This window comes from Bradyrhizobium sp. MI1.10 (genome assembly GCF_055811035.1).
Genome location: NZ_JBVVPN010000010.1, coordinates 72,728 through 99,517, shown reverse-complemented (window position 1 = coordinate 99,517; position 26,790 = coordinate 72,728). Strand labels below are relative to the sequence as shown.

Here is a 26,790-nt window from a genome sequence, read left to right as displayed (position 1 = left end):
GTGACCAACACCGGCACGGTGACGGTCGATGGCGGCCAGACGTTGACACTGTCCAGCACGGAGATTTCGGGCGGGGCCGTCAACGGCGCCGGCATCATCGATGTCATCGTCGCGAGCAAGATCGACGGCGGCGCCACACTGAGCACGGCTGCAGTTACCGCCGATGCCAAGCTGACGCTGGACGGCATCACGGTTTCGGGCTCGACGATCACGGACAATGCAGGCATCGAGCTTGACAACACCGTCAAGCTTCAGGACGGCGCCAGCATCCAGGGTGGCGCGGTCGCCAATATCGGCACGCTGAAGATCGCCGGCGCTGCAACGCTGCTCAATGACGTCGTGACCAACACCGGCACGGTGACGGTCGATGGCGGCCAGACGTTGACACTGTCCAGCACGGAGATTTCGGGCGGGGCTGTCAACGGCGTCGGCACGATCGATGTCATCGGCAGCAGCAAGATCGATCAATCGGCGACGCTGAGCACCGCTGCCGTAACGGTTGAGAGCGGCGTCATACTGACGCTGGATGACGTGACCGTTGCGGGTACCGCAATCGCCAATCATGGCACGGTCAAGGTCGATGCAAGCAGCAAGCTGACATTGAACGGTGCAAGCCTGACCGGCGGCGCGCTCATTGTTTCGGGCACGCTGAATTCGACCGGCACAACTGCGATTACCGACGCCAACATCTCGAACAACTATCTGATCGAGGCAACCCTGGGCGCGTTGACGCTGTTGGCGACGACCTCCGCAAGCTCGATCGCGAATGACGGCATCCTCCGGGCCAATGGCGCCGAGCTCGACATCAACGGCGAAGCCGTCGCTAACACCGGCACGTTGGCGGCGATCGATCACGGGACACTGAAGCTGATCGGGATGAAGGCGACCAATACCGGCAGCGGTGCCGTCTCGGTCGAGTCCGGCTCGACACTCGATCTCCAGGGCGCGACCATCGACGGCGGCACGGTGACGATTGCCGGTACGCTGGAATCGACCGGCACGAGCGCGATCGACAACGCCGACATCACCAACACCGGCACGATCACGGTCACCAGCGGCACGCTGACGATCGATCCCGCCACGCTTCACACCATCACCAATCACAATCTGATTCAGGCGAATGGTGGCGTGCTCGGCGTCTCCGGCGAAGACATCTCCAACACCGCGGATCTCGAGGCGATCAACTATGGCACGCTGAAGCTGACAAATCTGACTGTCAGTAACAGCGGCACCGGAGCGATCACGGTCGATGGTCACTCGAAGCTCTATCTGACCGACGTCTCGATCAACGGCGGCAGCCTGAGCAATGCCGGCAATCTCTACAGCGCCGGCGTCGATACGGTCACGGGCAGCGTCACCAATACCGGCATCATCGAGGTCCAGAGCGGCACGCTCGACCTTGCGGGTGGCATCGCCGGTTCAGGCAAGGTGATCGTCGATGTCGGCGCGACGCTGGAGTTTTCGGGCGCGACCGGTTCGATCCACATCGTCAATTCCGGCTCGATCGTGGGCACCGGTGGCAATGCGGCGATCCACATCCAGCAGGACACGACCGGTTCGGTGATCGACAATTCCGGCGCCATCGGGCCGGCCGCCGCCTTGAGCGTGACCTCCGCGACCGATGCGATCGTCGAGACCGACGGCAGCCTCACGATCAACAACACCGGCCACATCAACGGCAATGTCTCGGTCGCTACCGCGACCTTCAACAACGAGCTGGGCGGCACCTGGACGGTCGCCGGCACGAGCGTGTTCGGCAATGCGTCGACGATCGTCAATGACGGTGTCATCGATCTCCTCAACGGCGCCTCGATCTCCCTGAGTGGGCCTGGCCTCGTCAATCACAACCACATCGACAGCTGGGGCACGGCGTCGATCTCGGGCACCATCGCCAATACCGGCACCATCGAGGTCCATGGCGAGTTGTCGCTGTTCGGCTCGTTGACCGGCACGGGCTCGGTCACCGTCGATGCCGGCGCGCTGCTGAAGCTCGAAGGCACGGTCGCGCAAACGATCGCACTTCACGGCAACGGCGCCGCGCTTGAGATCGATACGGACACGTTCGGCGGCTCGATCGCAGACTTGTCCGTGAACGACACGATCGAATTATCGACGATCCAGTGGGGCCCCGGCACCAGCGCCGTCTACGTGCCCAATGCTGTCGATCCTGCGAGCGGCGGCATGCTCACGGTCACCGGCAACGATGGCAAGACCATTGACCTGACTCTCGTCGGCGACTATCGCAACGCGCACTTCGCGGGCAGCGACGATGGCGGCCACACGCTGATCACGATGCATGCGATCGACGACGCGCCGGCGTTCGACATGGTCAATGCATCCCTGACCGCGAACTTCTCCGAACGCGAAAGCACCACCGGCTCCGGCGATTCCGACCCGCTGCCCGCCGCAACCGGCTCGATTCACTTCACCGACATCGACCTGACGGACCGTCCGATAGCGACAGTTGCAGTCACCGACCAGGCTGTGACCTGGCTGGATGGCGGCACCGACCTCACCGCGTCGCTCACCGACGACGAGACCGCCGCGTTGAAGGCCGCGCTGATCTATGGGCAGACTGGCAAGAACAACGGCACCGTCACCTGGAGCTATTCGATCCCCGACGGCGCGCTGGACTTCCTCGCCAAGGACCAGACCGCGAAGGTCGACTCCACCATCACGCTCACGGACGATTACGGCAAGATCCATACGGCCGAGGTCAGCGTCACCATCACTGGCAAGAACGACATTCCGACATTGCCCGCGGTCACCACGGGCCCACTTGTTGACACCGCCGCCACCGATAGCTTCCCGAACATCACGGGAACGCTGGTCGGGACCGACGCCGACCATGGCGAGACGGCAACGTTGCACTACGCGGTGATGGATGGAGCGAACGCGGTCACGACGGTCGCCGGTCATTACGGTTCGCTGACGGTGGATGCCGTCGGCAGCTACAGCTACGTTCCGGATGCTGCGGCGATCAACGCGCTGTCGGCAGGCCCTTACTCGGACGTCTTCACGATTCAGACCAAGGACGCGCAGGGTGCTGTCGGCACGGCGTCATTCACGGTCGCCGTCACCGGCGCCAACGACACGCCGGTGTTGTCCAATGGCAGCATCGGGAAACTCACCGACACGGCCGCAGCGGATAGTTTCTCCGACCTCACGGGACAGGTGGTCGGGACCGACGTCGACACCGGCGACACGCTGAGCTATGCCCTGCTTGACGCAGGTCACCAGGCCGTCGCGACGGTCACGGGTCATTATGGCGCGCTGACGCTCAATAGCAACGGCAGCTATAGCTACGTTCCCGACGCTGCGTCGATCAACGCCCTGCCGGGAGGCTCCTATTCGGATAGTTTCACGGTCCAGGTCACCGACGCGCATGGCGCTGCCACCACCGCGACATACACGGTGGACCTGACGGGCGCCAACGACACGCCGAAGCTGTCCGATCTCAACATCGGCTCGCTCACGGACACGGCTGCGACTGACAGTTTCGCCAATCTCACCGGCAAGCTGGTCGGGACCGATGCTGACAGTGGCGAGACGGGGTCGCTGACCTATGCCGTGCTTGATGCGACGCATCATGCGGCTGCAACGGTCGCAGGCCACTACGGCTCGCTAACGGTGAACGCGAACGGCAACTACAGCTACGTTCCGGATGCAACCGCCATCAACGCACTGCCGCAGGGATCCTATTCGGATACGTTCACGGTACAGACGACGGACGTTCATGGGGCCGCGGGCACGGCGACACTGACAGTCGGCGTGACCGGCGCGAATGACACGCCGATGTTCGATCTCGATCACGTGAGTGTTAGGCAAGACGACGACGAGCAGGTGATCGTCCATGGCCTTTCGTTGGTCGACCCGGACGCTGCTCCGAATGAGATATTCACGCTGGCTGCCACGACTGAGGCTGCCGGCAGCAATGCGAGCCCGTCGTCGCGCTCCGGTCTATTTGCAAACATCAATGGGAGCCTGAATACCGTTATCTACAATGAAGGCAGCGCAGAGCCGCCCACGGACAAGATCACGCTCACCGTGACCGACGGGCACGGGGCGAGCGATACCATTCACTTGATTTTCAACCTTCCTGAAAGTGCGAACGACCACGCGCGGATCACCGGCACGACCGGCAAAGATCTGTTCATCGGAACCGGCTATCAGGATCAGTTCGTGTTCGCGGCCGACTCGAACCGCGATATGATCGTGAATTTCACGCCGGGTCAGGACCACATCGATCTCTCGGCAGTTGTGACGACCTCCAATCTTTCCGCCTGGATGGCCCAGCATGTGGCCGGGTCACCTACCAATTCGGCGGACACCCTGATCACGATCGACGCGGCAGACACGATCGTCCTGAAGGGCGTCACCGCGGCCCATCTCCATGCGAGCGACTTCATCGTCCACGCCTGATGACCGCTTGGGTGCCAAGCCGCCGGCTGCCATTGCCCGTGAAAGCGTGATATTCAACCGCCATGAAACGTCTCAAAATCCTGCGGCGGTGGTTTGCGCGGAAGTTGGGGTTTGCGCGGCTGATGTGCCTTGCGCTGCTGGTCGTGTTTGCCGGCGCTCGCCTGTGGGATCCGCCGCCGATCCAGGAACTGCGGCTGCGCACCTTCGACATGTTTCAGTTGATCGATCCGCGCCACAAGGCGGCGCGGCCGGTCACGATCGTCGACATCGACGACAAGAGCCTCGCCAAGCTCGGCCAATGGCCGTGGCCGCGGACGCGGATCGCCGACATGATCCAGAACCTTACCAGCAACGGCGCGGTCGCAATCGGCTTCGACGTCGTGTTCTCGGAGGCCGACCGGCTCAATCCGGATCTGGTCGCGAGCCACATGCGCTACCTCGACGATGCCACCCGCGCCAAGTTGCGCGAGCTGCCGAGCAACGACCAGATCCTTGCCGAAGCGATCAAGCGCTCGCGCGTGGTGCTGGGCGAGACGGGGCTTCCAGCAGTCTTGTCCGAACTCGACAAGTCACTTCCATTCACCGGCGTAGCGACGCTCGGGGAGGACGGGTCTGAACGCTTCATGTTCGACTTCCCGGGCTTGTTGCGCAACGTGCCTGTGATCGAGAAGGTCGCGGCCGGACGCGGCCTGTTCTCGATCAGACCCGAGCGCGATGGCCTGATCCGCCGCGTGCCGATGATCCTGCGGGCGCAGGACAACATCATGCCCTCGCTGAGCCTGGAGATGCTGCGCGTCGCCACCGGCACGCCGACGCTGCTGATCAGGACCGACAAGAGCGGTATCCGCACGATCCGCCTCAAGGGCCTGGAGATCCCGACCGACAAGAACGGCCAGCTGTGGATGCATTACGCCCGCCCGGACCCCTCGATCTACGTCTCTGCGGCCGATGTGCTCGACAATAGCGTGTCGCCCGGCAAGATCGCCGGCAAGCTGGTCCTGATCGGCACCTCCGCGGGCGGGTTGAACGACCTCAAGACTACGCCGGTGTCCTCGACCATGCCCGGCGTCGAGATCCACGCCCAGGTGCTGGAGAGCGTGCTGAGCGGCGCGGTGATCTCCCAGCCCGGTTATGCGCTCGTTGTCGAGCTGCTCGCCGCGCTCGTCATCGGCTTGCTCGTCATCATCTTCACGCCGAACCTCGGACCGGTCCGCCTCGTACTTGCCGGCGCGACCTTCGCCGCGATCCTGATCGGAGTGTCCTGGTTCTACTATGCCCAGCGCCGCTATCTCATCGACTTCACCTATCCGCTGCTCTCGACCACCGCGATCTATCTGACGCTGATCTTCGCGAGCTTCGTGCGCGAGCAGCGGCAGCGCGTGCAGATCCGCGGCATGTTCGCGCAATACATGTCGCCGGTGCTGGTCGAGCAACTCGCGCAGTCACCGGAAAAGCTCGTCCTCGGCGGCGAGGAGCGCGAAATGACGATCATGTTCTCCGACGTGCGCGGCTTCACCACCATATCGGAAACCTACAAGCACGATCCGCAGGGCCTGATCGCGCTGATGAACCGTTTCCTGACCCCGCTGACCGATGTGATCATCGATCAGAAGGGCTATATCGACAAATATATGGGCGACGCCATCATGGCGTTCTGGAACGCGCCGCTCGACGATGCCGAGCACGAGGTCAACGCCTGTGAGGCCGCGATCCAGATGTTGGAGAAGATCGACGCGGTGAACAAGGACCGCGAACAGGAAGCCACGGATGGCGGCCACGTCTACATCCCGCTCAATGTCGGTATCGGCCTCAACACCGGCATCGGCGTCGTCGGCAACATGGGCTCCGACCTGAAGAAGAACTATTCGGTGCTCGGCGACAGCGTGAACCTGGCCTCGCGCCTGGAAGGCCAGTCGAAGGAGTACGGCTTTCCCATCATCGTCGGCTCGAGGACCGCGCTCGCCGCCAAGGACAAGTTCGCGATCCTCGAGCTCGACTTCATCATGGTCAAGGGCAAGACCGAGCCCGAAGTGATCTACGCCATCGCCGGCCGCGAGGACGTGATGCATTCCGGCGCCTTCCAGCGCCTGCGCAACGTCACCATCGAAATGCTGGCCTGCTATCGCGGCCGCGACTGGCAGGGCGCGCTGGACGCCATCGAACGCGGGCGCAGGAGCGAGGATGCCGACACGCTGGAAAAGCTGTTCAAGCTCTATGAAGTGCGTATCAAGGAATTCCAGGTGAATCCGCCGGCGGAGGGGTGGACCGGGGCCTATGCACTGCTGACGAAGTAGGGGGCAGATGTGCGGTTTTGAAGCTAACCACACACTCGCTGTCGTCCCGGCGAACGCCAGAACCCATTACCCCAGGGAGAAGTTGTTACGGCGAGCGGCCAACCACCAATCTTCGGCAAACGAAATTCGGTGGTTATGGGTCCTGGCTTTCGCCAGGACGACGGCAGAGGGTTGAGCTGTCGCCTCACTCCGCCCCGATCGTCGTCAGGTCCTGGAACCAGTGCTGCGCCTGGACGAACTGCTTGACCTTGGGCGACAGCGCATGCGGGTTGGTGTCGTGCACCACCCACACCAGCGTGGCGTCGTCGACGATCAGCGCGTGCGCCTGCGCCAGCAGCTCGTCCTGCTTGGTGCTGTCGAAAGTCTGTTTGGCCTCGTCGATCAGCGCGTCGACCTTCGGGTTCTTGTAGCCACCCCAGTTGACGCCCACCGGCGCGATCTGGCTCGAATGGAAGAAGCGGACGATGGCGTAGAGCGGGTCGGAGGTGACGTAGGCGATGTTGTTGGCGGTGATGCCGGCGTTCATCTCGTCGGCCGCGCCCTTGCGCCAGTGCGTATAGAGCGTCTCGAGCTCCACGACCTTGAAATCGATGTCGATGCCGATCTCCTTGAAGCTCTGCTGCAAAAATTCATTCATCGGCAGCGAGAGCATCTGGCCGGTGCCGCCCTGTGCGATGATGAAGGTCGCTTTCAGCGGCTTCGCCTTCGAGTAGCCGGCTTCCTCGACCAGCTTCTTCGCCGCGGCGACATCGTATTTCAGCTCGAAGCTCGGCTTGCCGAACCAGGGGCTCGACGGATCGACCTGTCCCTTGGCGGGTTTTGCAAGCCCATTCATCAGGCCCACCACGGCCTCACGATCGATCGCGAGGTTCAGCGCCTTGCGCAGGCGGATGTCGGTCCAGGGCGAACCCGGCAGCACGCTCAGATGATAATTCCAGACATGCGGCGTGACGTTATCGACGAGCTTCATGCCGGCGGCCTTGAGCTGCGGCACGGCATCCGGCGCCGGCGTTTCGATCAGATCGACTTGCCCGGCCAGCAGCGCATTGGTGCGCGTCAGCGCTTCCGGCATCGGCACCAGCACGAGCTTGTCGACCTTGGGAATACGCTTCTTGTTCCAATAATCCGGATTCTTCGTGAGCTCGGCGAGCTCGCGCGGCACCAGTTTGGTCAATTTGAACGGGCCGGTCCCCGAAGGCTGGCTCGCGAACTTGTCCCAGTCCTTGCCGAGCTTCTCGTATTGCGTCGGGCTCGACACCAGGAACCACAGCATCTGATAGGGAAAGAAGGAATCGACCGTCTTGGTGGTGATCTCCACCGTGGAGTCGTCGATCTTGGCGTAGCTCGCGACAGAAGGCAGGCGGGTCTTGACCTGGGCACTCTGGCGCTTATCGAATTGCGGCGCCTTGTCGTTGAGCACCTTGTCCAGATTCCAGATCACGGCGTCGGCGGTGAACTCGCTGCCGTCGTGAAACTTCACGCCCTTACGCAAGGTGAAGCGCCATTTGGTCTTGTCGGTATCGTCGACCTTCCATTCGGTGGCGAGCCCCGGCACCAGTTTGCCGGGTCGATCGGCGACGTCCATCTCCCAGGCCACGAGCGGATCGTAGATGGTGTAGGCCGTGAACTGATAGGCGCCGGCGCCGCGATCGGGCTGGCCGGTGGTCAGCGGGATGTCCGCCATCGAAATGCCGTAGCGCAGCACCATTTCGGCGCCCGCCGGAATCGCGGACAACGCCAGTGCAAGCACGGCGAAACAGGTCGATAGTCGGATACGCATGGCCAAAGCTCCAAGGAAGACTTCAAGGGAGAATTGGAGCCAAACCTGCAATCTTGATGCCAGAATAGGCAGCGAGGTGCTTTCGCCGACGTGTCATCACAAGGACTTGTCGTCGCAGGGGCAATTTGCAGAATAAGTTTCCCCATTGGCATAGGCATTGCATACGATTGCATCAAAATTAGTCATCGAAGCCGGAAAAGGATTGAGGCAATGCTGATCAACAAAAACAAGACCCGCGCGGCGCTGATCGCGTTGCTGGCGCTCAGTAGCGCGGCTGCGTGGCCGCGCGTCGCCAGTGCCGAAACCGTGCTGCGCATCGCCATGACGGCTGCCGATATTCCGCGCACGCTGGGCCAGCCCGATCAGGGTTTTGAAGGCAACCGCTTCACCGGCCTCACCATGTATGACGCGCTCACCGGCTGGGACCTGTCCTCGGCCGACAAGGCGAGCGTGGTGATCCCCGGCCTTGCCACCGAGTGGAAGGTCGACGATGCCGACAAGACCAAATGGACATTCAAGCTGCGCCCCGGCGTGACCTTCCATGACGGCTCGCCGTTCAATGCGGACGCCGTGGTGTGGAACGTCGAGAAGGTGCTGAAGCAGGACGCGCCGCAATTCGACGCCAGCCAGGTCGGCGTCACGGCCTCGCGGATGCCGACGCTGGCGTCCGCGAAGAAGATCGACGACATGACGGTCGAGCTCACCACCAAGGAGCCCGATAGCTTCCTGCCGATCAACCTCACCAATCTCTTCATGGCGAGCCCGGCGAAGTGGCAGCATTTCTACGAGAAGGCGGAAGGCGCTGACGCCAAGGCCAAGTCGCAGGCCGCATGGACCGCGTTTGCCAAGGACGCCGCGGGCACCGGCCCGTGGAAGATGGCCGCGTTCACCCCGCGCGAGCGGCTGGAGCTGGTCAAGAATGCGAGCTACTGGAACAAGGACCGCGTGCCCAAGGTCGACAAGATGGTGCTGTTGCCGATGCCGGAGGCGAACGCGCGCACCGCGGCGCTGCTCTCCGGGCAGGTCGATTGGGTCGAGGCACCGGCGCCGGACGCTTTGCCCGAGCTCAAGCAGCGCGGCTTCAAGCTCTACGCCAACGAGCAGCCGCACGTCTGGCCGTGGCAGTTCTCGCGCGTCGAGGGCTCGCCCTGGAACGACATCCGCGTGCGTAAGGCAGCAAACCTCTGCGTCGATCGCGAAGGACTCAAGGACGGCCTGCTCGCGGGGCTGATGGTGCCCGCGACCGGCACCTTTGAGCCCGGCCATCCCTGGCGCGGCAAGCCGACCTTCGAGATCAAGTATGACAAGGCGGCTGCGCAGAAGCTGATGCAGGAGGCCGGTTTCGGCCCGAGCAAGAAGCTGACGGTGAAGACCCAGACCTCTGCCTCCGGCTCGGGCCAGATGCAGCCGCTGCCGATGAACGAATATCTCCAGCAGGCGCTGGCCGAATGCTATTTCGACGTGCAGCTCGACGTCATCGAGTGGAATACGCTGTTCACCAATTGGCGCCGCGGCGCCAAGGATCCCAGCGCCAACGGCTCGAACGCGACCAACGTCACCTACGCGGCGATGGATCCGTTCTTCGCGCTGGTGCGCTTCCTGCAATCGGGCATGGCTCCGCCGGTCTCGAACAATTGGGGTTTCATCAACAATCCCAATTTCGACGAGCTGGTGAAGAAGGCGCGGCAAACCTTCGATCCCGCCGCGCGTGACGCGGCGCTCGCCGAACTGCACGCGGCCTCCGTCGATGACGCAGCCTTCCTCTACGTCGCCCACGACGTTGGCCCCCGTGCCATCAGCCCGAAGGTGACAGGCATCGTGCAGCCAAAGAGCTGGTTCATCGACTTCTCGCTGGTGTCGATGCAGTAATTCTCTCAGCTTGCTCAGTGCACCCTCTCCCCTTGTGGGAGAGGGTGGCTTCGCAAAGCGAAGCCGGGTGAGGGGTCTCTCTCCGCGAGTGACCATCTCTCATTAGGAATAGCTGTACTCGCGGAAACAACCCCTCATCCGGCGCTCCGCGCCACCTTCTCCCGCAAGGGGAGAAGGAAGAAAGAACTGCAGTGCTCGCCTATATCGCCAGACGCATCGTCTACGTCGTCCCGATCGTCATCAGCGTCGCGCTGGTGTGTTTTCTGCTCGTGCACATAACGCCGGGCGATCCGCTGGTGGCCGTGCTGCCGGCTGACGCCTCGCAGGAGCTCGCCGCGCAGCTCCGCACCGCCTATGGTTTCGACCGCCCGCTGCCGGTGCAGTTCGGGCTTTGGCTGCTCCGCGCACTTCATGGCGATCTCGGCAATTCCATCGCCACGGGCCGGCCGGTGCTGGCCGAGGTCATGCGCGCGGTCAGCAACACGGTCACGCTGGCGATTGCGGCGGCGATCATCGGCTTCACCATGGGCATCCTGCTCGGCCTGATCGCCGGCTATTTCCGCGAGACCTGGATCGACAAGCTGGCGACATCCTTTGCCATCGCCGGCGTTTCGGTGCCGCATTACTGGCTTGGCATGGTGCTCGTCATCATCTTCTCGGTTCAGCTGAACTGGCTGCCCGCCGTCGGCGCCGGACCCGGCGGCTCGGCCGCCTGGGCCTGGGACTGGGCGCATTTGCAATATCTCGTGCTGCCGGCGATCACGACCTCGGTGATCCCGATGGGCATCGTCACCCGCACGGTGCGCGCGCTGACCGGCGACATTCTCAGCCAGGACTTCGTCGAGGCGCTGCGTGCAAAAGGCCTGCACGAGCGCGGCGTGTTCCGCCACGTCATCAAGAACGCCGCGCCGACCGCGCTCGCGGTGATGGGACTTCAGCTCGGTTACATGCTTGGCGGCTCGATCCTGATCGAGACCGTGTTCTCCTGGCCGGGCTCGGGCTTCCTGCTCAACTCCGCGATCTTCCAGCGCGACCTGCCGCTGCTCCAGGGCACGATCCTGATCCTGGCGCTGTTCTTCGTCTTCCTCAATCTGCTGGTCGACATCGCGCAAGCCGCGATCGACCCGCGCATCAAGCGGGGCTAGCGATGAGCGAGCTTCCGTTGTCCGTCACCTCCGACGCCGCGCTTCAGTCCGCGCCCGCGACCAAGGCGCGCGGCTATTGGGCGACCGTCGGCCGCCGTATCCGGCGCGACAAGGTCAGCATGGTCTGCGCGCTGGTGCTGCTGCTGATCTTCCTGTCCGCGATCGTTGCGCCGTGGCTCGGTCTGGAAGATCCGTACAAAGGTTCGATGATCCGGCGCCTGCGCCACATTGGCACATCAGGCTACCCGCTCGGCACCGACGAGCTCGGCCGCGACATGCTGGCGCGGCTGATCTATGGCGGGCGGCTGTCGCTTCTCATCGGCATTCTGCCTGTGATCCTCGCCTTCTGCATCGGCACGTCGCTCGGCCTCGTTGCCGGCTATGTCGGCGGCAAGCTCAACACCGCGATCATGCGCACCATCGACGTGTTTTACGCGTTTCCGTCTGTGCTGCTGGCGATCGCGATCTCCGGCGCGCTGGGCGCGGGCATCCTCAATTCCATCGTGTCGTTGACCGTCGTGTTCGTGCCGCAGATCACCCGCGTCGCCGAAAGCGTCACGACGGGCGTGCGCAACATGGACTTCGTCGACGCCGCGCGCGCCTCCGGTGCCGGTCCCTTCACCATCATGCGCGTGCACATTCTCGGCAACGTGCTCGGTTCGATCTTCGTCTATGCCACCAGCCTGATCTCGGTTTCGATGATCCTCGCGGCAGGCCTGTCCTTCCTTGGACTCGGCACTAAGCCGCCGGAGCCGGAATGGGGCCTGATGCTGAACACCTTGCGGACCGCGATCTACGTCAACCCCTGGGTCGCTGCGCTCCCCGGTGCAATGATCTTCGCGGTCTCGATCTGCTTCAACCTGCTCTCGGACGGCCTGCGTAGCGCCATGGACATCAGGAACTAGCCATGAGCGAAACCAACCTCTCTGTCGCAATGCTGGAGCCGATCGAAGACCTCGGCGGCGTCGCCCAGCCGCTGCTCCAGGTCAACGGCCTGACCAAGCATTTCCCGGTGCGCGGCGGATTGTTCGCCGCAAAGCGCACCGTGCGTGCCGTCGACAATGTCTCCTTCTCCGTCGCCAAGGGCGAGACCGTCGGGATCGTCGGCGAATCCGGTTGCGGAAAGTCGACCACCGCGCGGCTGCTCATGCACTTGATGCCGCGCGATACCGGCGACATCATTTATGACGGCATGAGCGTCGGCCAGTCGCTCTCCTTGCGCGAGCTGCGCCGCGGCATGCAGATGGTGTTCCAGGATTCCTACGCTTCGCTCAACCCGCGCCTGACGATCGAGGAATCGATCGCCTTCGGCCCGAAGGTGCATGGCATGGCCGACGGCGCTGCGCGCGCGCTGGCGCGCGAGCTGCTGGGCAAGGTGGGCCTGGTTCCTGCAAATTTCGCCAACCGCTACCCCCACGAGATCTCCGGCGGCCAGCGCCAGCGCGTCAACATCGCACGCGCGCTGGCGCTCTCGCCGCGGCTGGTGATTCTCGACGAAGCGGTCTCCGCGCTCGACAAATCCGTCGAGGCGCAGGTGCTCAATTTGCTTGCCGATCTCAAGAGCGAGTTCGGCCTGACCTATCTCTTCATCAGTCACGACCTCAACGTCGTGCGCTACATCAGCGATCGCGTGCTGGTGATGTATCTCGGCGAAGTGGTCGAACTCGGCCGGGTCGACCAAGTCTGGGACCAGCCGGCGCATCCCTATACGCGCGCACTCCTTGCCGCGATGCCGTCCTCGGATCCGGACCGTCGCACCGAGACGCCGCCGATCACGGGCGATCCGCCCAATCCGATCGATCCGCCCTCGGGCTGCCGCTTCCACACCCGTTGCCCGTTTGCGGAGCCGCTCTGCGCAAATGCGACACCAAAACTCACCGCGCTCGATAGAATGGGCCACGAGGCCGCGTGCTACATGGCGATCCCGGGTTCAGGCCATAGCCGCGCGCCGAAGGAGGAAACTGTATGACGAGACCGACGACAAAAGAGATCAAGGCGACGGCACAGGTCGCCGGTGTTCCCGTTGACGACGAGATCGCGACGCGCATCTCCAACTCCATCGGACCGGCCTTCGAGGGCTTTGCGGCCATTGCCGGCACGTTGCCGTTCGATCTCGAGCCCGCGCTCTATCCGATCGCGCAGGCTGCCAAGGTCTCGAAATGAGCATCGAGCCCGCATTGATGACGCTCACCGAGGTCGCGCGCGCGATCGCGATGAAGCAGGTGTCCTCGCATGAGGTGACGCGGGCGCTGCTGCATCGCATCGCGCAATGGCAGCCGCACCTCAACGCCTTCATGTCGATCGAGGCAGAGGCGGCGCTGAAGGCCGCCGATGCCACCGACGCCGAACTGGCCAAGGGGGAAGTCCGCGGGCCGTTGCATGGCGTGCCGCTCGCGCACAAGGATATGTATTACGACGCAGGCCACGTCGCGACCTGCGGCTCGCTGATCCGCCGCGATTTCGTTCCGACAGTGACCTCCACCGCCTTGCAGCGGCTGAAGGACGCCGGCCAGGTTCGGCTCGGCACGTTGCATCTCGCCGAATTTGCCTATGGCCCGACCGGCCATAACGCCCATTACGGCCCTGTTCGGAATCCCTGGAACGTGGCGCACATCACCGGCGGCTCGTCCTCGGGTTCGGGCTCGGCGGTCGCGGCGCGACTGACCTATGCCGCGCTCGGCTCCGACACCGGCGGCTCGATCCGCATGCCCGCGCATTTCTGCGGCGTCACGGGATTGAAGACCACCGTCGGCCGGGTCAGCCGCGCCGGTGCGATGCCGCTGTCGCAGTCGCTCGACACGGTCGGCCCGCTCGCCCGCACCGCCGAGGATTGCGCGCTGTTGCTGGCGCTGATGGCCGGCCCTGATCCCGAGGATTCGACTGCGAGCCACGAGCCGCTGTCTGACTATGTCGGCGCGACCAGGGGCTCGCTGAAGGGCCTCAAGGTCGGCGTCCCCTCGTCCTTCTATGTCGATGATCTCGACGGCGAGGTCGCGCGCGTGCTGGACGAGACCATTGCAGTGCTCAAGCGCGAAGGCGCCGACATCGTCACGGTCGAGCTGCCCGATCAGCGGCAATTGTCCGCGGCAAGCCAGCTCGTGCTTGCGGCCGAAGCCGCCGCCTTCCACAAGCGCTGGATGATCGAGCGGCCGCAGGATTACGGCCCGCAGGTGTTGATGCGGCTCCAGAACGGCCTTGCGGTCCCCGCCATCACCTACCTCGAGGCGATGCGCTGGCGCGGGCCGGCACTGGCCGCGCACAACGCTGCGACATCAGGTGTCGACGCGATCATCGCGCCGGCCTCCCCGGTGCCGGCGCCGACGATCGAGGAGAGCGACGTCGGCGGCGGGCCGAACGCGCCGGCGCTGTTGCAGCGGCTGACGCTGTTCACCCGTCCGGTGAATTACCTTGGCCTGCCGTCGCTCACGGTGCCCTCGGGCTTCACCAAAAATGGTCTTCCGATCGGCATGCAGCTGATCGGCCGCTCGTTCGATGAGGCGACGCTGCTCACCATCGGCGCCGCGTTCCAGCGCGCCACCGACTACCACGACAGGCTGCCGAAACTTCCGTCATGACAAAGCTCGTCGAGATCTCAGGCCTGAACATCCGCTTCACCGGCGAGCGCACGGTCTATGCCGTGAACGATCTCAGCCTCTCGCTCGGCGACGGCGAGGTGCTGGGCCTGCTCGGAGAGTCCGGCTCGGGCAAGAGCGTGACCTTGCGTGCACTGATGCGGCTGTTGCCGAAGAAGCGCACGCAGATCACGGGCAAGGTCAACGTGATGGGCCGCGACGTGCTTGCGATGAACGAGGAGCAGCTGTCGTCGTTCCGCGGCCAGACCGTGTCGATGGTCTTTCAGGAGCCGGCGCTCGCGCTCGATCCGGTCTACACCATCGGCGCGCAGATCGCCGAAAGCGTCGTGCGCCATGAAGGCAAGTCTTATGCGGAGGGCCGCGCGAGAGCTCTGGAGATGCTCGACGTCGTGCGCATCCCCTCGGCCAAGCGGCGGCTGGATGCCTATCCGCATGAAATGTCCGGCGGCATGCGTCAGCGCGCGATGATCGCGCTGGCGCTCGCGTGTCGGCCAAAGATCCTGCTCGCGGACGAGCCGACCACCGCGCTTGATGCCACCGTGCAGATCCAGATCCTGCTGCTGTTGCGCGAGCTGCAGCGCGAGTTCGGCATGTCCGTCATCTTCGTCACCCACGACATCGGCGTCGCCATCGAGATCTGCGACCGGGTCGCTGTGATGTATGCCGGCCAGATCGTGGAGCAGGGCACGCTTCGCGACATCGTCCGCTCGCCGGTGCATCCCTACGCCAAGGGCCTGCTCGCCTCGACCGTCCACGGGGCCAAGCGGGGACAGCGGCTCGAGACCATCCCCGGCACCCCGCCGTCGCTCGGGGAGAGGCCGCACAACTGCTCCTTTGCGCCCCGCTGCGCCGTGGCCCAGCCGCGCTGTCTGGAGCAGCTGCCTGGGAGTGTGGAGGTCGGGCCGGGCCGGGCGGCACGGTGCGTGCTGGCGGAGCCGGTCACCGCGTTGTCTTGATATTTTGCGCCCCAAGCGGGAGCGGGAACAGCATTCAGACCTCGTTCATCCCGGTTCCGCTTCCATGGAACCGTTCACGGAGAGGGACCTCACTTATGTACATTTCCAATGAAGGCCTGCTTGTCATCCTGTTCGTCGGCCTCGTGGCTGGCTGGTTGGCCGGCAAGGTGGTGCGCGGAACCGGGTTCGGCATCATCGGCGACATCGTGGTCGGCATCGCCGGCGCGCTGGTGGCAAGCTTCCTGTTTCCGAAGCTCGGCATTCACATCGGCACCGGACTGATATCGGAGATCGTCTATTCCGCGATCGGCGCGGTCATCCTGCTGCTAGTGGTGCGGCTGGTCCGCGGCGGCGGCCGATTCTAATGGCGCCCGAGTTCAATTGATCGAACTTTTGACCTCTCCCCGCCCGGGGAGAGGTGACATGTCTGCAAGAAAAAGCCGCAAGATCGTGAGATTCCGGACTTGCGTGCAAGGTCGGTCGAGGGTGATGTGGGCTATAGGGGTCCCGGGTGTTCGACTGCGTTGGGCGATGAGCGCAAACGCGATGTTAATCCGGGTCAATTACTCCTGAATTTGCCTTTGAAATCAGGGGCTTTGGCCCCTACCCGAAAGAGATCAGACTGATGGCAGCCGTTCCCGGCGTCCGCCGCTCAGAGCTCGGTGATGCGCTGCGCGCCTGTCGCACGGCGTTTGTCGGCGTCGGCTTGATGAGCTGCATGATCAACCTGCTCTATCTGACCGGGTCGATCTTCATGCTGGAGGTCTACGACCGGGTGCTGCCGAGCCGCAGCATTCCGACCCTGGTCGGCCTGATCGTCCTCGCCAGTTTCCTCTACATGGCGCAGGGCGTGCTGGACATGATCCGCAACCGGATTTTGGGTCGGGTCGGCACCGCGCTGGACGAAGCCTTGAACAAGCGGGTGTTCGACACCATCGTCCGCCTGCCGCTGCTGGTCGGCAGCCGCAACGAGGGGCTTCAGCCGCTGCGCGATCTCGACAATGTCCGCTCCTTTCTTGGCAGCATGGGCCCGAGCGCGTTCTTCGACCTGCCCTGGCTGCCGCTCTATCTCGCCATCTGCTTCGCCTTCCACGTCATGATCGGCGTCACCGCGCTGGTCGGCGCCGTCATCCTGGTCGGGTTGACGCTGGTCACCGAGTTCATGTCCCGCCAGCCGGCGAAAGACGCGATGGGGCTTGCCGCCCAGCGCAACGATCTCGCGCAGGCCAGCCGCCGCAATGCCGAAGTCATGGTGTCGATGGGCATGGCCGGCCGGATGAACGCGCGCTGGAGCGAGGCCAACGAAAAATATCTCGACGGCAACCAGCGTGCGAGCGATGTCGCCGGCGGTCTCGGCGCGGTCGCAAAAGTGCTGCGCATGATGCTGCAATCGGCCGTGCTCGCGGTCGGCGCCTATCTCGTCATCCACCAGGAAGCGACCGCCGGCATCATCATCGCCGGCTCGATCCTGTCGGCCCGTGCGCTCGCGCCGGTCGATCTTGCCATCGCGCACTGGAAATCCTTTGTCGCGGCACGCCAGAGCTGGCACCGCTTGACCCGCCTTCTGGAGCAGATGCCGGCGCAGACGATGCCGACCCAGTTGCAGGCGCCCACCAGCCGCCTCTCGGTCGAAGGCATCGCCATGGTGCCGCCGGGCGACCAGCGCCTCATCGTGCAGGACGTCACCTTTGCGCTCGAAGCCGGCAACGGCCTCGGCGTGATCGGACCGAGCGGCTCCGGCAAGTCGTCGCTGATCCGCGCGCTGGTCGGCGTCTGGCAACCGGTTCGCGGCAAGGTGCGGCTCGACGGCGCGGCGCTCGACCAATGGGCGTCCGACATGCTCGGCCGCCATATCGGCTACCTGCCGCAGGACGTCGAATTGTTCGGCGGCACCATCGCGCAGAACATCAGCCGGTTCGATCCCGAGGCCACCTCCGACGGCATCATCGCCGCCGCCAAGGAGGCCGGCGTGCACGAGATGATCATCAAGATGCGCGAGGGCTACAACACCCAGGTCGGCGAGCAGGGCACGGCGCTCTCCGCGGGCCAGGCGCAGCGCGTGGCGCTGGCGCGCGCTCTCTATGGCAACCCGTTCCTGATCGTGCTCGACGAGCCCAATTCCAATCTCGACACCGAAGGCGACGAAGCGCTGACCCGCGCCATCCGTGCGGCACGCGAGCGCGGCGCCATCGTCATCGTGGTGGCGCACCGTCCGATCGGCGTGGAAGCGGTCGACCAGATCCTGGTGCTGCGCGACGGCCGCATGCAGGCCTTCGGGCCGAAGGAGCAGGTGCTCGCCCAGGTGCTCCAGCCGCGCGTGACACCGCCGGCGCCGATCAAGATCGTCAGCGAAGGCGGAGCCAAGGCATGAGCACGATGGCGCTCGGCGGCGCGAAGCCCGCCGCGAAGCGGACCGTACGGCAGTCGATCCGGTTCCACCTGATGCTCGGGCTTGGGATCGTGCTGGTCCTCCTGGTCGGCCTCGGCGGCTGGGCTTCGACGGTGCAGATTTCCGGCGCGCTGATCGCGCCGGGTCAGATCGTGGTCGAATCCAACGTCAAGAAGGTCCAGCATCCGACCGGCGGCGTCGTCGGCGAGGTGCGTGCTCGCGACGGCGACGTGGTCAAGGCCGGCGACGTCGTGGTGCGGCTCGACGACACCGTCACCAAGGCCAACCTCGCCATCGTCACCAAGAATCTCGATGCGGCGCAGGCGCGTGCGGCGCGGCTCCAGGCCGAGCAGCGCGGGATCGACAGGATCGACTACCCGCAAGCGCTGCTCGATCGCAGCAACGATCCCGACGTCAAGGCGCTGCTCTCCGCCGAAACCAAGCTGTTCGACGTCCGCGTCAACGGACGCGCCGGCCAGAAGGCGCAGCTGCGCGAGCGCATCCAGCAGCTCAACGAGGAGATCGAGGGCCTCTCCGCGCAGGAGCGGGCCAAGGACAGGGAAATCTCACTGGTGCAGCAGGAGCTCGTGGGTGTCCGCGATCTCTATGACAAGCACCTGGTGCAGATCTCCCGCCTGACCACGCTCGAACGCGATAGCGCCCGCCTCAACGGCGAGCGTGCGCAATACATCGCCTCGCGCGCGCAGGCCAAGGGCAAGATCACCGAGACCGAGCTGCAGATCATCCAGGTCGACAAGGACATGGTCAGCGAGGTCTCCAAGGATCTGCGCGAGACCAACGACAAGATCGGCGAAATGATCGAGCGCAAGGTCGCCGCCGAGGACCAGCTTCGCCGCGTCGACATCCGCGCGCCGCAGGACGGCATGGTGCTGCAATCGACGGTGCATACCGTTGGTGGCGTCATCACCGCCGGCGACGCCCTCATGCTGATCGTGCCGCAGGCCGACGATCTCCAGGTCGAAGCCAAGGTCAATCCGGTCGATATCGACAAGCTCCAGATCGGCCAGAAGACGCTGCTGCGCCTGTCCGCCTTCAACCAGCGCACCACGCCGGAGCTCAACGGTGTCGTCAGCCGCGTCTCGCCCGACGTCACCACCGATCAGCGCACCGGCCAGAGCTACTACACCATCCGCGTCTCGCTGTCCGCAGAAGAGGTCGCCAAGCTCGGTGACTCCAGGCTGATCCCCGGCATGCCGGCGGAAGCCTTCGTCCAGACCGGCGACCGCACCATGCTGTCCTATCTGATGAAGCCGCTGCACGACCAGTTCATGCGGGCGTTCCGCGAGAAGTGACGCGGGGAAGCGTCGCCTCCTTTCGTCATCGCTAGCGTAGCGAAGCAATCCAGGTTGCCTTCGCGGCGAGATTTCTGGATTGCTTCGCTACGCTCGCAATGACGGGGGGCTTCTTTCTTGCTTTAGTTTTCTTGCTATAGTTCGATTCAGCCCCAGCAACCCGGCATCGAACAATGCAATCCGTCCAATCCCCACCCTCCGTCGCCACCGAATCCTTTTCCGACGCCGGCCTCGCCGTCGCCCGCCTCGAAGAGATCTACGAGCGCAACACGAAGTTCCTGCGTGATCGGTTCGAAGCTTACGTCAACGGCGAGGCAATCACGACGCGGGTGCGGGCCTTCTATCCCTTCGTCCGTGTCACCACCGCGACGCATGCGCGGCTGGATTCGCGTCTCGCCTACGGCTTCGTCGCCCGGCCCGGTGTGCACGAGACCAGCGTCACGCGTCCGGATCTGTTCCGGACTTATCTGACCGAGCAGATCGGGCTGTTGATCCAGAACCACGGCGTCCCGGTCGAAATCGGCGAGTCCAGCGAACCGATCCCCGTTCACTTCGCCTATCGCCGCGACATCAACATCGAAGCCGCCATCACCACCAGCGAGAACTCGCCCGTGACGCGATCGCTGCGCGATGCCTTCGACGTGCCTGATCTGGCCACCATGGACGATGCCATCGCCGACGGCACTTTCGAGCTCCAGCCCGGCGCGCCCGAGCCGCTGTCCTTGTTTCGGGCGGCCCGCGTCGACTACTCGCTGCGCCGGCTCTACCACTACACGGGCACAGATCCAGAGCATTTCCAGAACTTCGTGATCTTCACCAACTACCAGTTCTACGTCGACGCCTTCGCGCAGCTCTGCCAGCAGCGGCTTCAGGCTGGCGAGGCCGGCCTCGATGCCTTCGTCGCTCCCGGCAACGTGATCACGCGCAGCGGCGGCGCGTCGACGGGCGTTGCGCCCGCGCGCGCGCCGCAGATGCCGGCCTTCCATTTGGTCACCCCCGGTTATCGCGGCATCACGCTGATCAACATCGGCACCGGTCCGTCCAACGCGCGTAATGTCACCGACCATGTTGCCGTGCTGCGGCCCCATGCCTGGCTGATGCTCGGCCATTGCGCGGGCCTGCGCAACACGCAGCGGCTCGGCGACTATGTGCTCGCCCACGGCTATGTGCGCGAGGACCATGTGCTTGATCGTGAGTTGCCGCTGTGGGTGCCGATCCCGGCGCTCGCGGAGATGCAGGTCGCGCTCGAGGAGGCGGTCGAGGACGTCACCGGGCTCGAGGGGTTCGAGCTCAAGCGCCTGATGCGTACCGGCACCGTCGCGAGCGTTGACAACCGCAATTGGGAGATCAGCGGTCCCGATGTCATTCGCCGCTTGTCGCAATCGCGCGCGGTTGCGCTCGACATGGAATCGGCCGCGATTGCCGCCAACGGCTACCGCTTTCGCGTCCCCTACGGCACGCTGCTGTGCGTCTCCGACAAGCCTCTGCACGGCGAGATCAAGCTCGCAGGCATGGCCAGCGAATTCTACCGCCGCCGCGTCGGCCAGCATCTCGAGATCGGCTTGAAGGCGCTGGAACGGCTTAAACAGCAGGAATCCGAGCGGTTGCATTCGCGAAAGCTCCGCAGTTTCGCTGAAGTCGCATTTCAGTAGGCCATGGATTGCCTTTGCTGCTGACAAGCAGCGGGATTTTCGGCATTTTCGGCGCGGGGTCGACCGGGACGACTTGATGCCACTCATGCGCGACAGGATCATTGGCCATGATCTCGAACGGCTCGCCTTTCGCTTCACCATGCTGAACGACGGCGAGGTCGTACACTGCCAGATCAGCGACGCCGCGATGGACGAGCTTGCGGGCATGCAGGGCACCGAAAGCAGCGCGCGGCAGGCCCAGTTCCTGTCGCTGCGCGAGACCATCGAGCGCCTCGCCTCAGACCTCTACGACGAGGCGCCGCGGGTCAGGGGTCATGTGGTGCGGATCTTTACGCGACATTTGCAGCGGTAGTGCCGCTCCGGGCTCTGCCGTCATGCTCCGGGGCAGTTCATCGGTTGGTCAAGATCTGGTCTTGCCGGGGTTACCTTCCCGCAACGTGCCTGGCGGGCTGAGGACCGCGTCTCTTGCATCAGCTGTCAAACATGATCACGCTGCGCAGCGTCTTGCCGGCTTTCATGTTGGCAAAGCCTTCGTTGATCTCGGAGAGCTTCAGCTTGGCCGAGATCCAGTCTTCCAGATGCAGCCGGCCGCGCAGGTAGAAATCCACCAGCCGTGGCATGTCGACCCGAAAATGGTTCGAGCCCATTGATGAGCCCTGGATCCTGCGCTCGCGCAGGAAGTCGAAGCCATGCAGCTCGATCTTCTGGCCGAACGGAATCATGCCGACGATGGTGGCCGTGCCGCCCGAGGCGAGCATGCCGAAGGCCTGCTCGGCGGTCTCCTTGCGGCCGAGCACCTCGAAGGAATGATGCACGCCGCCATTGGTGAGATCGCGCACCTGCTTCACGACGTCGCCGTCGGCCGGGTTGATGATGTCGGTGGCGCCCAGCTTGGTCGCGAGCTGGAGCTTGGCCGGATTGGTGTCGATGGCAATGATGCGGCCGGCGCCCGCGATCTGCGCGCCGTTGATCGCGGCCATGCCGACACCGCCGCAACCGATCACGGCCACGGTTTCGCCGGCGGTCACCTTCGCCGTGTTCACGACCGCGCCGTAGCCGGTAATGACACCGCAGCCGATCAGCGCCGCAAGATCGAGCGGCATTTCCTTGCGGATTTTGACGATCGCGTTCTCGTGCACCAGCATCTGCTCGGCGAAGGACGAGAGATTGAGAAACTGATGCAGCTTCTCCGAGCGGGCCCATTGCATCCGATTGGAAGCCCCCGGCAGCAATTTTACCGTGGTGTCGGTGCAGAGCACCGTGCGGCCCGTGGTGCAATTGTCGCAGGTCCCGCAGAACACCGAAAGACAGGTGACCACATGATCACCGGGCTTCACATAAGTCACGTCGGAGCCGACCTGTTCGACGATTCCGGCGGACTCGTGCCCGAGCACCGCGGGCAGCGGATGCGGATAAAGGCCTTCCATGAAGTGCAAATCGGAGTGGCAGAGACCAGCGACCGACGTCCGGATCAGGACCTCGCGCGGGCCGGGCTTCGGCAGGCTGACATCCTCGATGACCAGGGGTTTGTTGACTTCATGGAGGACGGCGGCCTTCATCGAGCACTCCCTATCGCTTTTTTGCTTTGAACGCGGGTGGCAGCCTACGCTGCCAGGACCAGTTCGCCAACCTCGCTCATGCTACCGGCGCGATCGCCGAGGAGGAGCGCCGCGATCTTCTGCTGCACGGGATTTTCCGTCAACCGGAACGGATCGCTCGGCGACACCCGGTGATCGATCACCAGCCGCGACAACAACAGCCTTCGCGCATCGCCACGCATGTCGTGGATACGATGTGCCTCCCAGGCGAGCGCGACGGCACTGGCGACATGATAGAGCAGGCTTGTGGCGCGGCGCGCATCGGCCTCGTTGTCGGCCGCGCTGGCGACCTCGCGCGCGAAGCCGACCGCGCGATCGGTGAGAGTGTGCAGCCGGTCGCGCCAGGCCTGCGGCACCGAGGGGCTGTCATCGAGGCGGGCGTGCAGATCGGCTGCGAGCGCGGATTCGGCGCCGTGGCGGCCGACCGCGCGCCTCAGCGCATCGATCGCGACGATGTTGCCGGTGCCTTCCCAAACCGAACCGAGATGCGCGTCCCGCAGCAGCCGAGCGGTCGCGAATTCCTCGATATAGCCGATGCCGCCGCGCATCTCGAGCGCATCGCCACAAACCTTTCGCGCGTCCCGGGTGGCGCGGAATTTCAAGGTCGGCGTCAGGATGCGCAGCAGTGCGGCTGCATCCTGGCTGCCGGCCTCGGCACGGTCGAGCGCGTCCGCGGTGAGAAAGCTCATCGACAACGCTTGCTCGACCGGCAGCATGATCTTCAGTATCTGGCGCCGGCCCAGCGGCAGGTCGATGATGCGGTTGCCGAACACCACACGGTTTTTTGCCACCGTCATCGCGTCATGGTAGGCCCGCCGCATCAGCGCGGTGGATTTGACGCCATTTGACAGCCGCGACGAGTTCACCATCTCGGCCATCTGCACGAAGCCGCGGTCGAGCTTGCCGACCGCGTAGGCGATCGCGCCTTCGAGCTTGATCTCACCCGAGGCCATCGAGCGCGTGCCGAGCTTGTCCTTCAGACGCACGATCCGGTAGTGGTTCTGCGAACCGTCGTCGAGGAAGCGCGGCATCAGGAACAGGCCGACACCGCGCGTGCCGAGGCCGGCGCCTTCGGGGCGCGCCAGCAGCATCACGATTTTTGCGTCGGCGTTCGAGCAGAACCATTTTTCCCCGGTAAGGCGCCAATGGTCGCCTTCCTGCACGGCCGTCGTGGTCAGCGTGCCGACGTCGGAGCCGCCTTCCTTTTCGGTCATGAACTGGCCGCCTTGCGTCAGCTTGCTCATATCGGTCTGGGTCAGGCCATCGAGATATTTCGCCTTCAGCGCCTCGGTGCCGAAATTCGCCAACAGCTTGGCGCAGCCGTCGGTGACGTTGATCGGGCAGCCCATGCCGAATTCGGTCTGGTTGAACAGGAAGGTGAAGGCGTGCTTGGCGACGACGGGATACTTGTCCGGCCAGCCCATGATGCCCTTGCGGATCGAGAGCGCGTGGATGCCGAACTCGCCGAACGCTGCCTTCTCCAGCTCGCGATAGGCCGGGTGGTATTCGATCCACTGCAAATCGCGGCCGAACTTGTCGCGCTGGTGCAGCACCGGCGTGTGCCGGTCGGCGAGCCGCGCGCAATCGTCGAGATGTCCGCCGGCGAGTTCACCAAGGCGATCGAGATGCGGCTCGACGTGGCGGAATAGCGTCTCCGGCAGATGGATGCGCAGGAGATCGGTGAGGGCTTGGTCGGCGCGGTAGAAATTCATGCCGGTAGTGTCGGGAGCCAGCAGTCCGGATGGTGCGGCCGCGACCTGTTTTGCCTGCGCAGGGGCCGGCTTGTGCATGATCGTCCTCTTCGTTTCCGCCTTGCGGTCATTTTGCGCTGATTTGGCGCTTGCCGCTTGAGATGATGTCGATCATGCTCCAGTCGCGAAAGCGGATAAAGCCGCAAATTGTCAGGGAGGCATGATCGCCGCGTCGGAGCAATTCGCTCTGCGGAATTGTGATCCTCCCCGGGTGGTTGTCCGCGCGGACCGTGCATAGATCAGCGGCTTCCCGTCTTCGAGAGATCACGTCATGGAACACCCGAAATACAAGATCGCCCTCATCGTCGGCGCCGGCGAAGGCCTGAGCGCCTCGCTGGCGCGGCTGTTGTCCGCCCAGGGCATCCGCGTCGCACTGGCCGCGCGAAAAATCGAGAAGCTCGGCGCACTCTGCAGCGAGACCGGCGCCAAGGCCTATGCCTGCAACGCCACCGACCCTGATGAGGTCGAACGCCTGTTCGGCCTGGTCGAACGCGAGATCGGTACGCCCGATTTGGTCGTCTACAACGCGAGCGGCCGGGCGCGCGGGCCGTTCGTCGATCTCGTTCCGGCCGACGTGGCGCAGGCCATTGCGGTCAGCGCCTATGGCGGCTTCCTGGTGGCGCAGCAGGCGGCCAAGCGCATGCTGCCGAACCAGCACGGCGCGATCCTGTTCACCGGCGCTTCGGCAAGCGTCAAGGGCTATGCGCAGTCCGCGCCATTCGCGATGGGCAAGTTCGCACTGCGCGGGCTGGCGCAGAGCATGGCGCGCGAATTGTCGCCGCAAGGCATCCATGTCGCACATTTCGTGATCGATGGCGGCATCAGAAGCGCAGCGCGCACGGAAGCGCCGGAGAAGCCGGATTCGATGCTTGATCCCGATGCCATCGCGGAGAGCTACTGGAACGTGTTGCAGCAGCCGCGCAGCGCCTGGAGCTGGGAGCTGGAGCTGCGGCCCTGGGTCGAGAAGTTTTGAGGCAAGCTGCCGTAGGGGGGGGCAAAGGCGCATAGCGCCGTGCCCACCATCAACCACGAAACAGCAAATGGTGGGCACGCTTCGCTTTGCCCACCCTACAAGGGCGGGAATCATGAGCACGGAAATCACCATCGATACCGGCACCAACGAACTCCTCTGCGCGATCCGCGATCGCGTCGCATTGATCACGCTGAACCGGCCGGAGGCGCGCAACTCGCTGTCGGACGCGCTGACCCCGGCGCTACGCACCATGATCCGCTCCTGCGGCGAGAACCCCGATGTCGGCGCGCTGCTGATCACCGGCGCGGGCGAAGCGTTCTGCGCGGGCGGCAACGTCAAGGGCATGGGCGCGCATCGCGACCCGAAGAAGCTGGAAATGTCCTTTGACGACAAGGTCGCCGATCTCCAGGAGCGGCAGCGCCTGCTCACCGGCGCGCTGGTCTCGGTGCGCAAGCCGACCATCGCCGCGCTGCCGGGGCCGGCGGTCGGCGCGGGGCTCGCCATCGCCATGGCCTGCGACATCCGCATTGCCGCGCAATCGGCCTTCGTGGCAACCGGCTATGCGCGCATTGCGCTCAGCGGCGATTATGGCATCGCGTGGCTGTTGACGCGCCTCGTCGGCACCGCGCGGGCACGCGAGCTGCTGTTCACCGGCGATCGGGTCGATGCTGCCAGATGCGAGGCCATCGGCCTCGTCAACCGCGTGGTGCCCGACGACAAATTGCAGGCAGAGGCCTTTGCGCTGGCAAAATCCCTCGCTGAAGGTCCGCGCCTCACGCTGCGCTACATGAAGGACAATCTCGACGAGGCCCTGCTGTTCGATTTCGAGACCGCGCGCGACCACGAAGCCGAACGTCTGGTCCGCCTGACCACGACCGCCGATCACAAGGAAGCGGTGCAGGCCTTCATCGAGAAGCGCCAGGCGGTATTCACGAGGAAGTAGGGAGCCGTAGCCCGGGGGGGGGGGGGGGCGGCGCGGGGGGCCGGGCGGGGGGGGCGCCCCCCCCCCCGGGGGGGGGGGGCGGCCGGGGGGGGGCGAAAAAAAAAAACACCCG

Annotated in this window: 19 protein-coding genes; 16 read left to right on the top strand and 3 right to left on the bottom strand. The window is 64.4% G+C overall.

Features of this window, described 5'->3' with window-relative positions; all coding sequences use genetic code 11:
• Both AC0L3K_RS12990 and AC0L3K_RS12985 read left to right on the top strand, forming a co-directional pair.
• Positions 1–4,422 (top strand): beta strand repeat-containing protein (locus AC0L3K_RS12990; protein ID WP_473366193.1); only part of this gene is annotated, 4,422 nt, incomplete at its 5' end.
• Between the two features lie 62 nt (positions 4,423–4,484).
• Positions 4,485–6,716 carry a CHASE2 domain-containing protein gene (locus AC0L3K_RS12985; RefSeq protein WP_473366192.1) on the top strand — a complete coding sequence of 744 codons (2,232 nt, stop codon included), beginning with the start codon at positions 4,485–4,487 and terminating at the stop codon, positions 6,714–6,716.
• Positions 6,717–6,900: 184 nt separating this feature from the next.
• Here AC0L3K_RS12985 and AC0L3K_RS12980 read toward each other — a convergent pair whose 3' ends face one another.
• Positions 6,901–8,496, bottom strand: coding sequence for an ABC transporter substrate-binding protein (locus tag AC0L3K_RS12980; RefSeq protein ID WP_473366191.1), 1,596 nt, complete (start codon positions 8,494–8,496; stop codon positions 6,901–6,903).
• 210 nt (positions 8,497–8,706) lie between these two features.
• On the opposite strand from AC0L3K_RS12980, the gene AC0L3K_RS12975 reads away from it, so the two are divergent.
• The 12 genes from AC0L3K_RS12975 to AC0L3K_RS12920 all read left to right on the top strand — a co-directional run bounded on the left by AC0L3K_RS12975 (position 8,707) and on the right by AC0L3K_RS12920 (position 21,765).
• Complete coding sequence (locus tag AC0L3K_RS12975; RefSeq protein ID WP_473366190.1) at positions 8,707–10,365, top strand: ABC transporter substrate-binding protein; 1,659 nt, start codon at positions 8,707–8,709, stop codon at positions 10,363–10,365.
• 191 nt (positions 10,366–10,556) lie between these two features.
• A complete protein-coding gene (locus AC0L3K_RS12970; RefSeq protein WP_007599552.1) occupies positions 10,557–11,510 on the top strand; it encodes an ABC transporter permease in 954 nt (317 codons plus the stop codon).
• Between the two features lie 2 nt (positions 11,511–11,512).
• A complete protein-coding gene (locus AC0L3K_RS12965; protein WP_027570091.1) occupies positions 11,513–12,415 on the top strand; it encodes an ABC transporter permease in 903 nt (300 codons plus the stop codon).
• Between the two features lie 2 nt (positions 12,416–12,417).
• Positions 12,418–13,479 carry an ABC transporter ATP-binding protein gene (locus tag AC0L3K_RS12960; RefSeq protein WP_473366189.1) on the top strand — a complete coding sequence of 354 codons (1,062 nt, stop codon included), beginning with the start codon at positions 12,418–12,420 and terminating at the stop codon, positions 13,477–13,479.
• Positions 13,476–13,673, top strand: a complete 198-nt coding sequence (locus tag AC0L3K_RS12955; RefSeq protein WP_007599557.1) for a hypothetical protein — start codon at positions 13,476–13,478, stop codon at positions 13,671–13,673. The genes AC0L3K_RS12960 and AC0L3K_RS12955 overlap by 4 nt, the downstream gene beginning before the upstream one ends.
• Positions 13,670–15,085 carry an amidase gene (locus tag AC0L3K_RS12950; RefSeq protein WP_473255461.1) on the top strand — a complete coding sequence of 472 codons (1,416 nt, stop codon included), beginning with the start codon at positions 13,670–13,672 and terminating at the stop codon, positions 15,083–15,085. Before AC0L3K_RS12955 ends, AC0L3K_RS12950 begins: the two co-directional genes overlap by 4 nt.
• Positions 15,082–16,059, top strand: coding sequence for an ABC transporter ATP-binding protein (locus AC0L3K_RS12945; RefSeq protein ID WP_473366188.1), 978 nt, complete (start codon positions 15,082–15,084; stop codon positions 16,057–16,059). The genes AC0L3K_RS12950 and AC0L3K_RS12945 overlap by 4 nt, the downstream gene beginning before the upstream one ends.
• A 95-nt stretch (positions 16,060–16,154) precedes the next feature.
• Positions 16,155–16,424 (top strand): GlsB/YeaQ/YmgE family stress response membrane protein, encoded by a 270-nt coding sequence (locus AC0L3K_RS12940; protein WP_148738875.1) that lies wholly within the window; start codon positions 16,155–16,157, stop codon positions 16,422–16,424.
• A gap of 260 nt (positions 16,425–16,684) precedes the next feature.
• Positions 16,685–18,430 (top strand): type I secretion system permease/ATPase, encoded by a 1,746-nt coding sequence (locus AC0L3K_RS12935; protein WP_473366187.1) that lies wholly within the window; start codon positions 16,685–16,687, stop codon positions 18,428–18,430.
• Positions 18,427–19,761, top strand: a complete 1,335-nt coding sequence (locus tag AC0L3K_RS12930; protein ID WP_473366186.1) for an HlyD family type I secretion periplasmic adaptor subunit — start codon at positions 18,427–18,429, stop codon at positions 19,759–19,761. The genes AC0L3K_RS12935 and AC0L3K_RS12930 overlap by 4 nt, the downstream gene beginning before the upstream one ends.
• 173 nt (positions 19,762–19,934) lie before the next feature.
• A complete protein-coding gene (locus tag AC0L3K_RS12925; protein ID WP_219682969.1) occupies positions 19,935–21,413 on the top strand; it encodes an AMP nucleosidase in 1,479 nt (492 codons plus the stop codon).
• Positions 21,414–21,498: 85 nt separating this feature from the next.
• Complete coding sequence (locus AC0L3K_RS12920) at positions 21,499–21,765, top strand: DUF1488 family protein (RefSeq protein WP_354127141.1); 267 nt, start codon at positions 21,499–21,501, stop codon at positions 21,763–21,765.
• Between the two features lie 118 nt (positions 21,766–21,883).
• On the opposite strand, the gene AC0L3K_RS12915 is transcribed toward AC0L3K_RS12920, so the two are convergent.
• A complete protein-coding gene (locus AC0L3K_RS12915) occupies positions 21,884–22,972 on the bottom strand; it encodes a Zn-dependent alcohol dehydrogenase (protein WP_219682968.1) in 1,089 nt (362 codons plus the stop codon).
• Positions 22,973–23,016: 44 nt separating this feature from the next.
• Complete coding sequence (locus AC0L3K_RS12910; RefSeq protein ID WP_007599571.1) at positions 23,017–24,801, bottom strand: acyl-CoA dehydrogenase family protein; 1,785 nt, start codon at positions 24,799–24,801, stop codon at positions 23,017–23,019.
• A gap of 232 nt (positions 24,802–25,033) precedes the next feature.
• On the opposite strand from AC0L3K_RS12910, the gene AC0L3K_RS12905 reads away from it, so the two are divergent.
• Positions 25,034–25,735 (top strand): SDR family oxidoreductase, encoded by a 702-nt coding sequence (locus tag AC0L3K_RS12905; protein ID WP_354200491.1) that lies wholly within the window; start codon positions 25,034–25,036, stop codon positions 25,733–25,735.
• Between the two features lie 112 nt (positions 25,736–25,847).
• Entirely contained in the window at positions 25,848–26,678 is an 831-nt protein-coding gene (locus tag AC0L3K_RS12900) for an enoyl-CoA hydratase (protein ID WP_473366185.1), read from the top strand.
• Positions 26,679–26,790 lie beyond the last annotated feature (112 nt).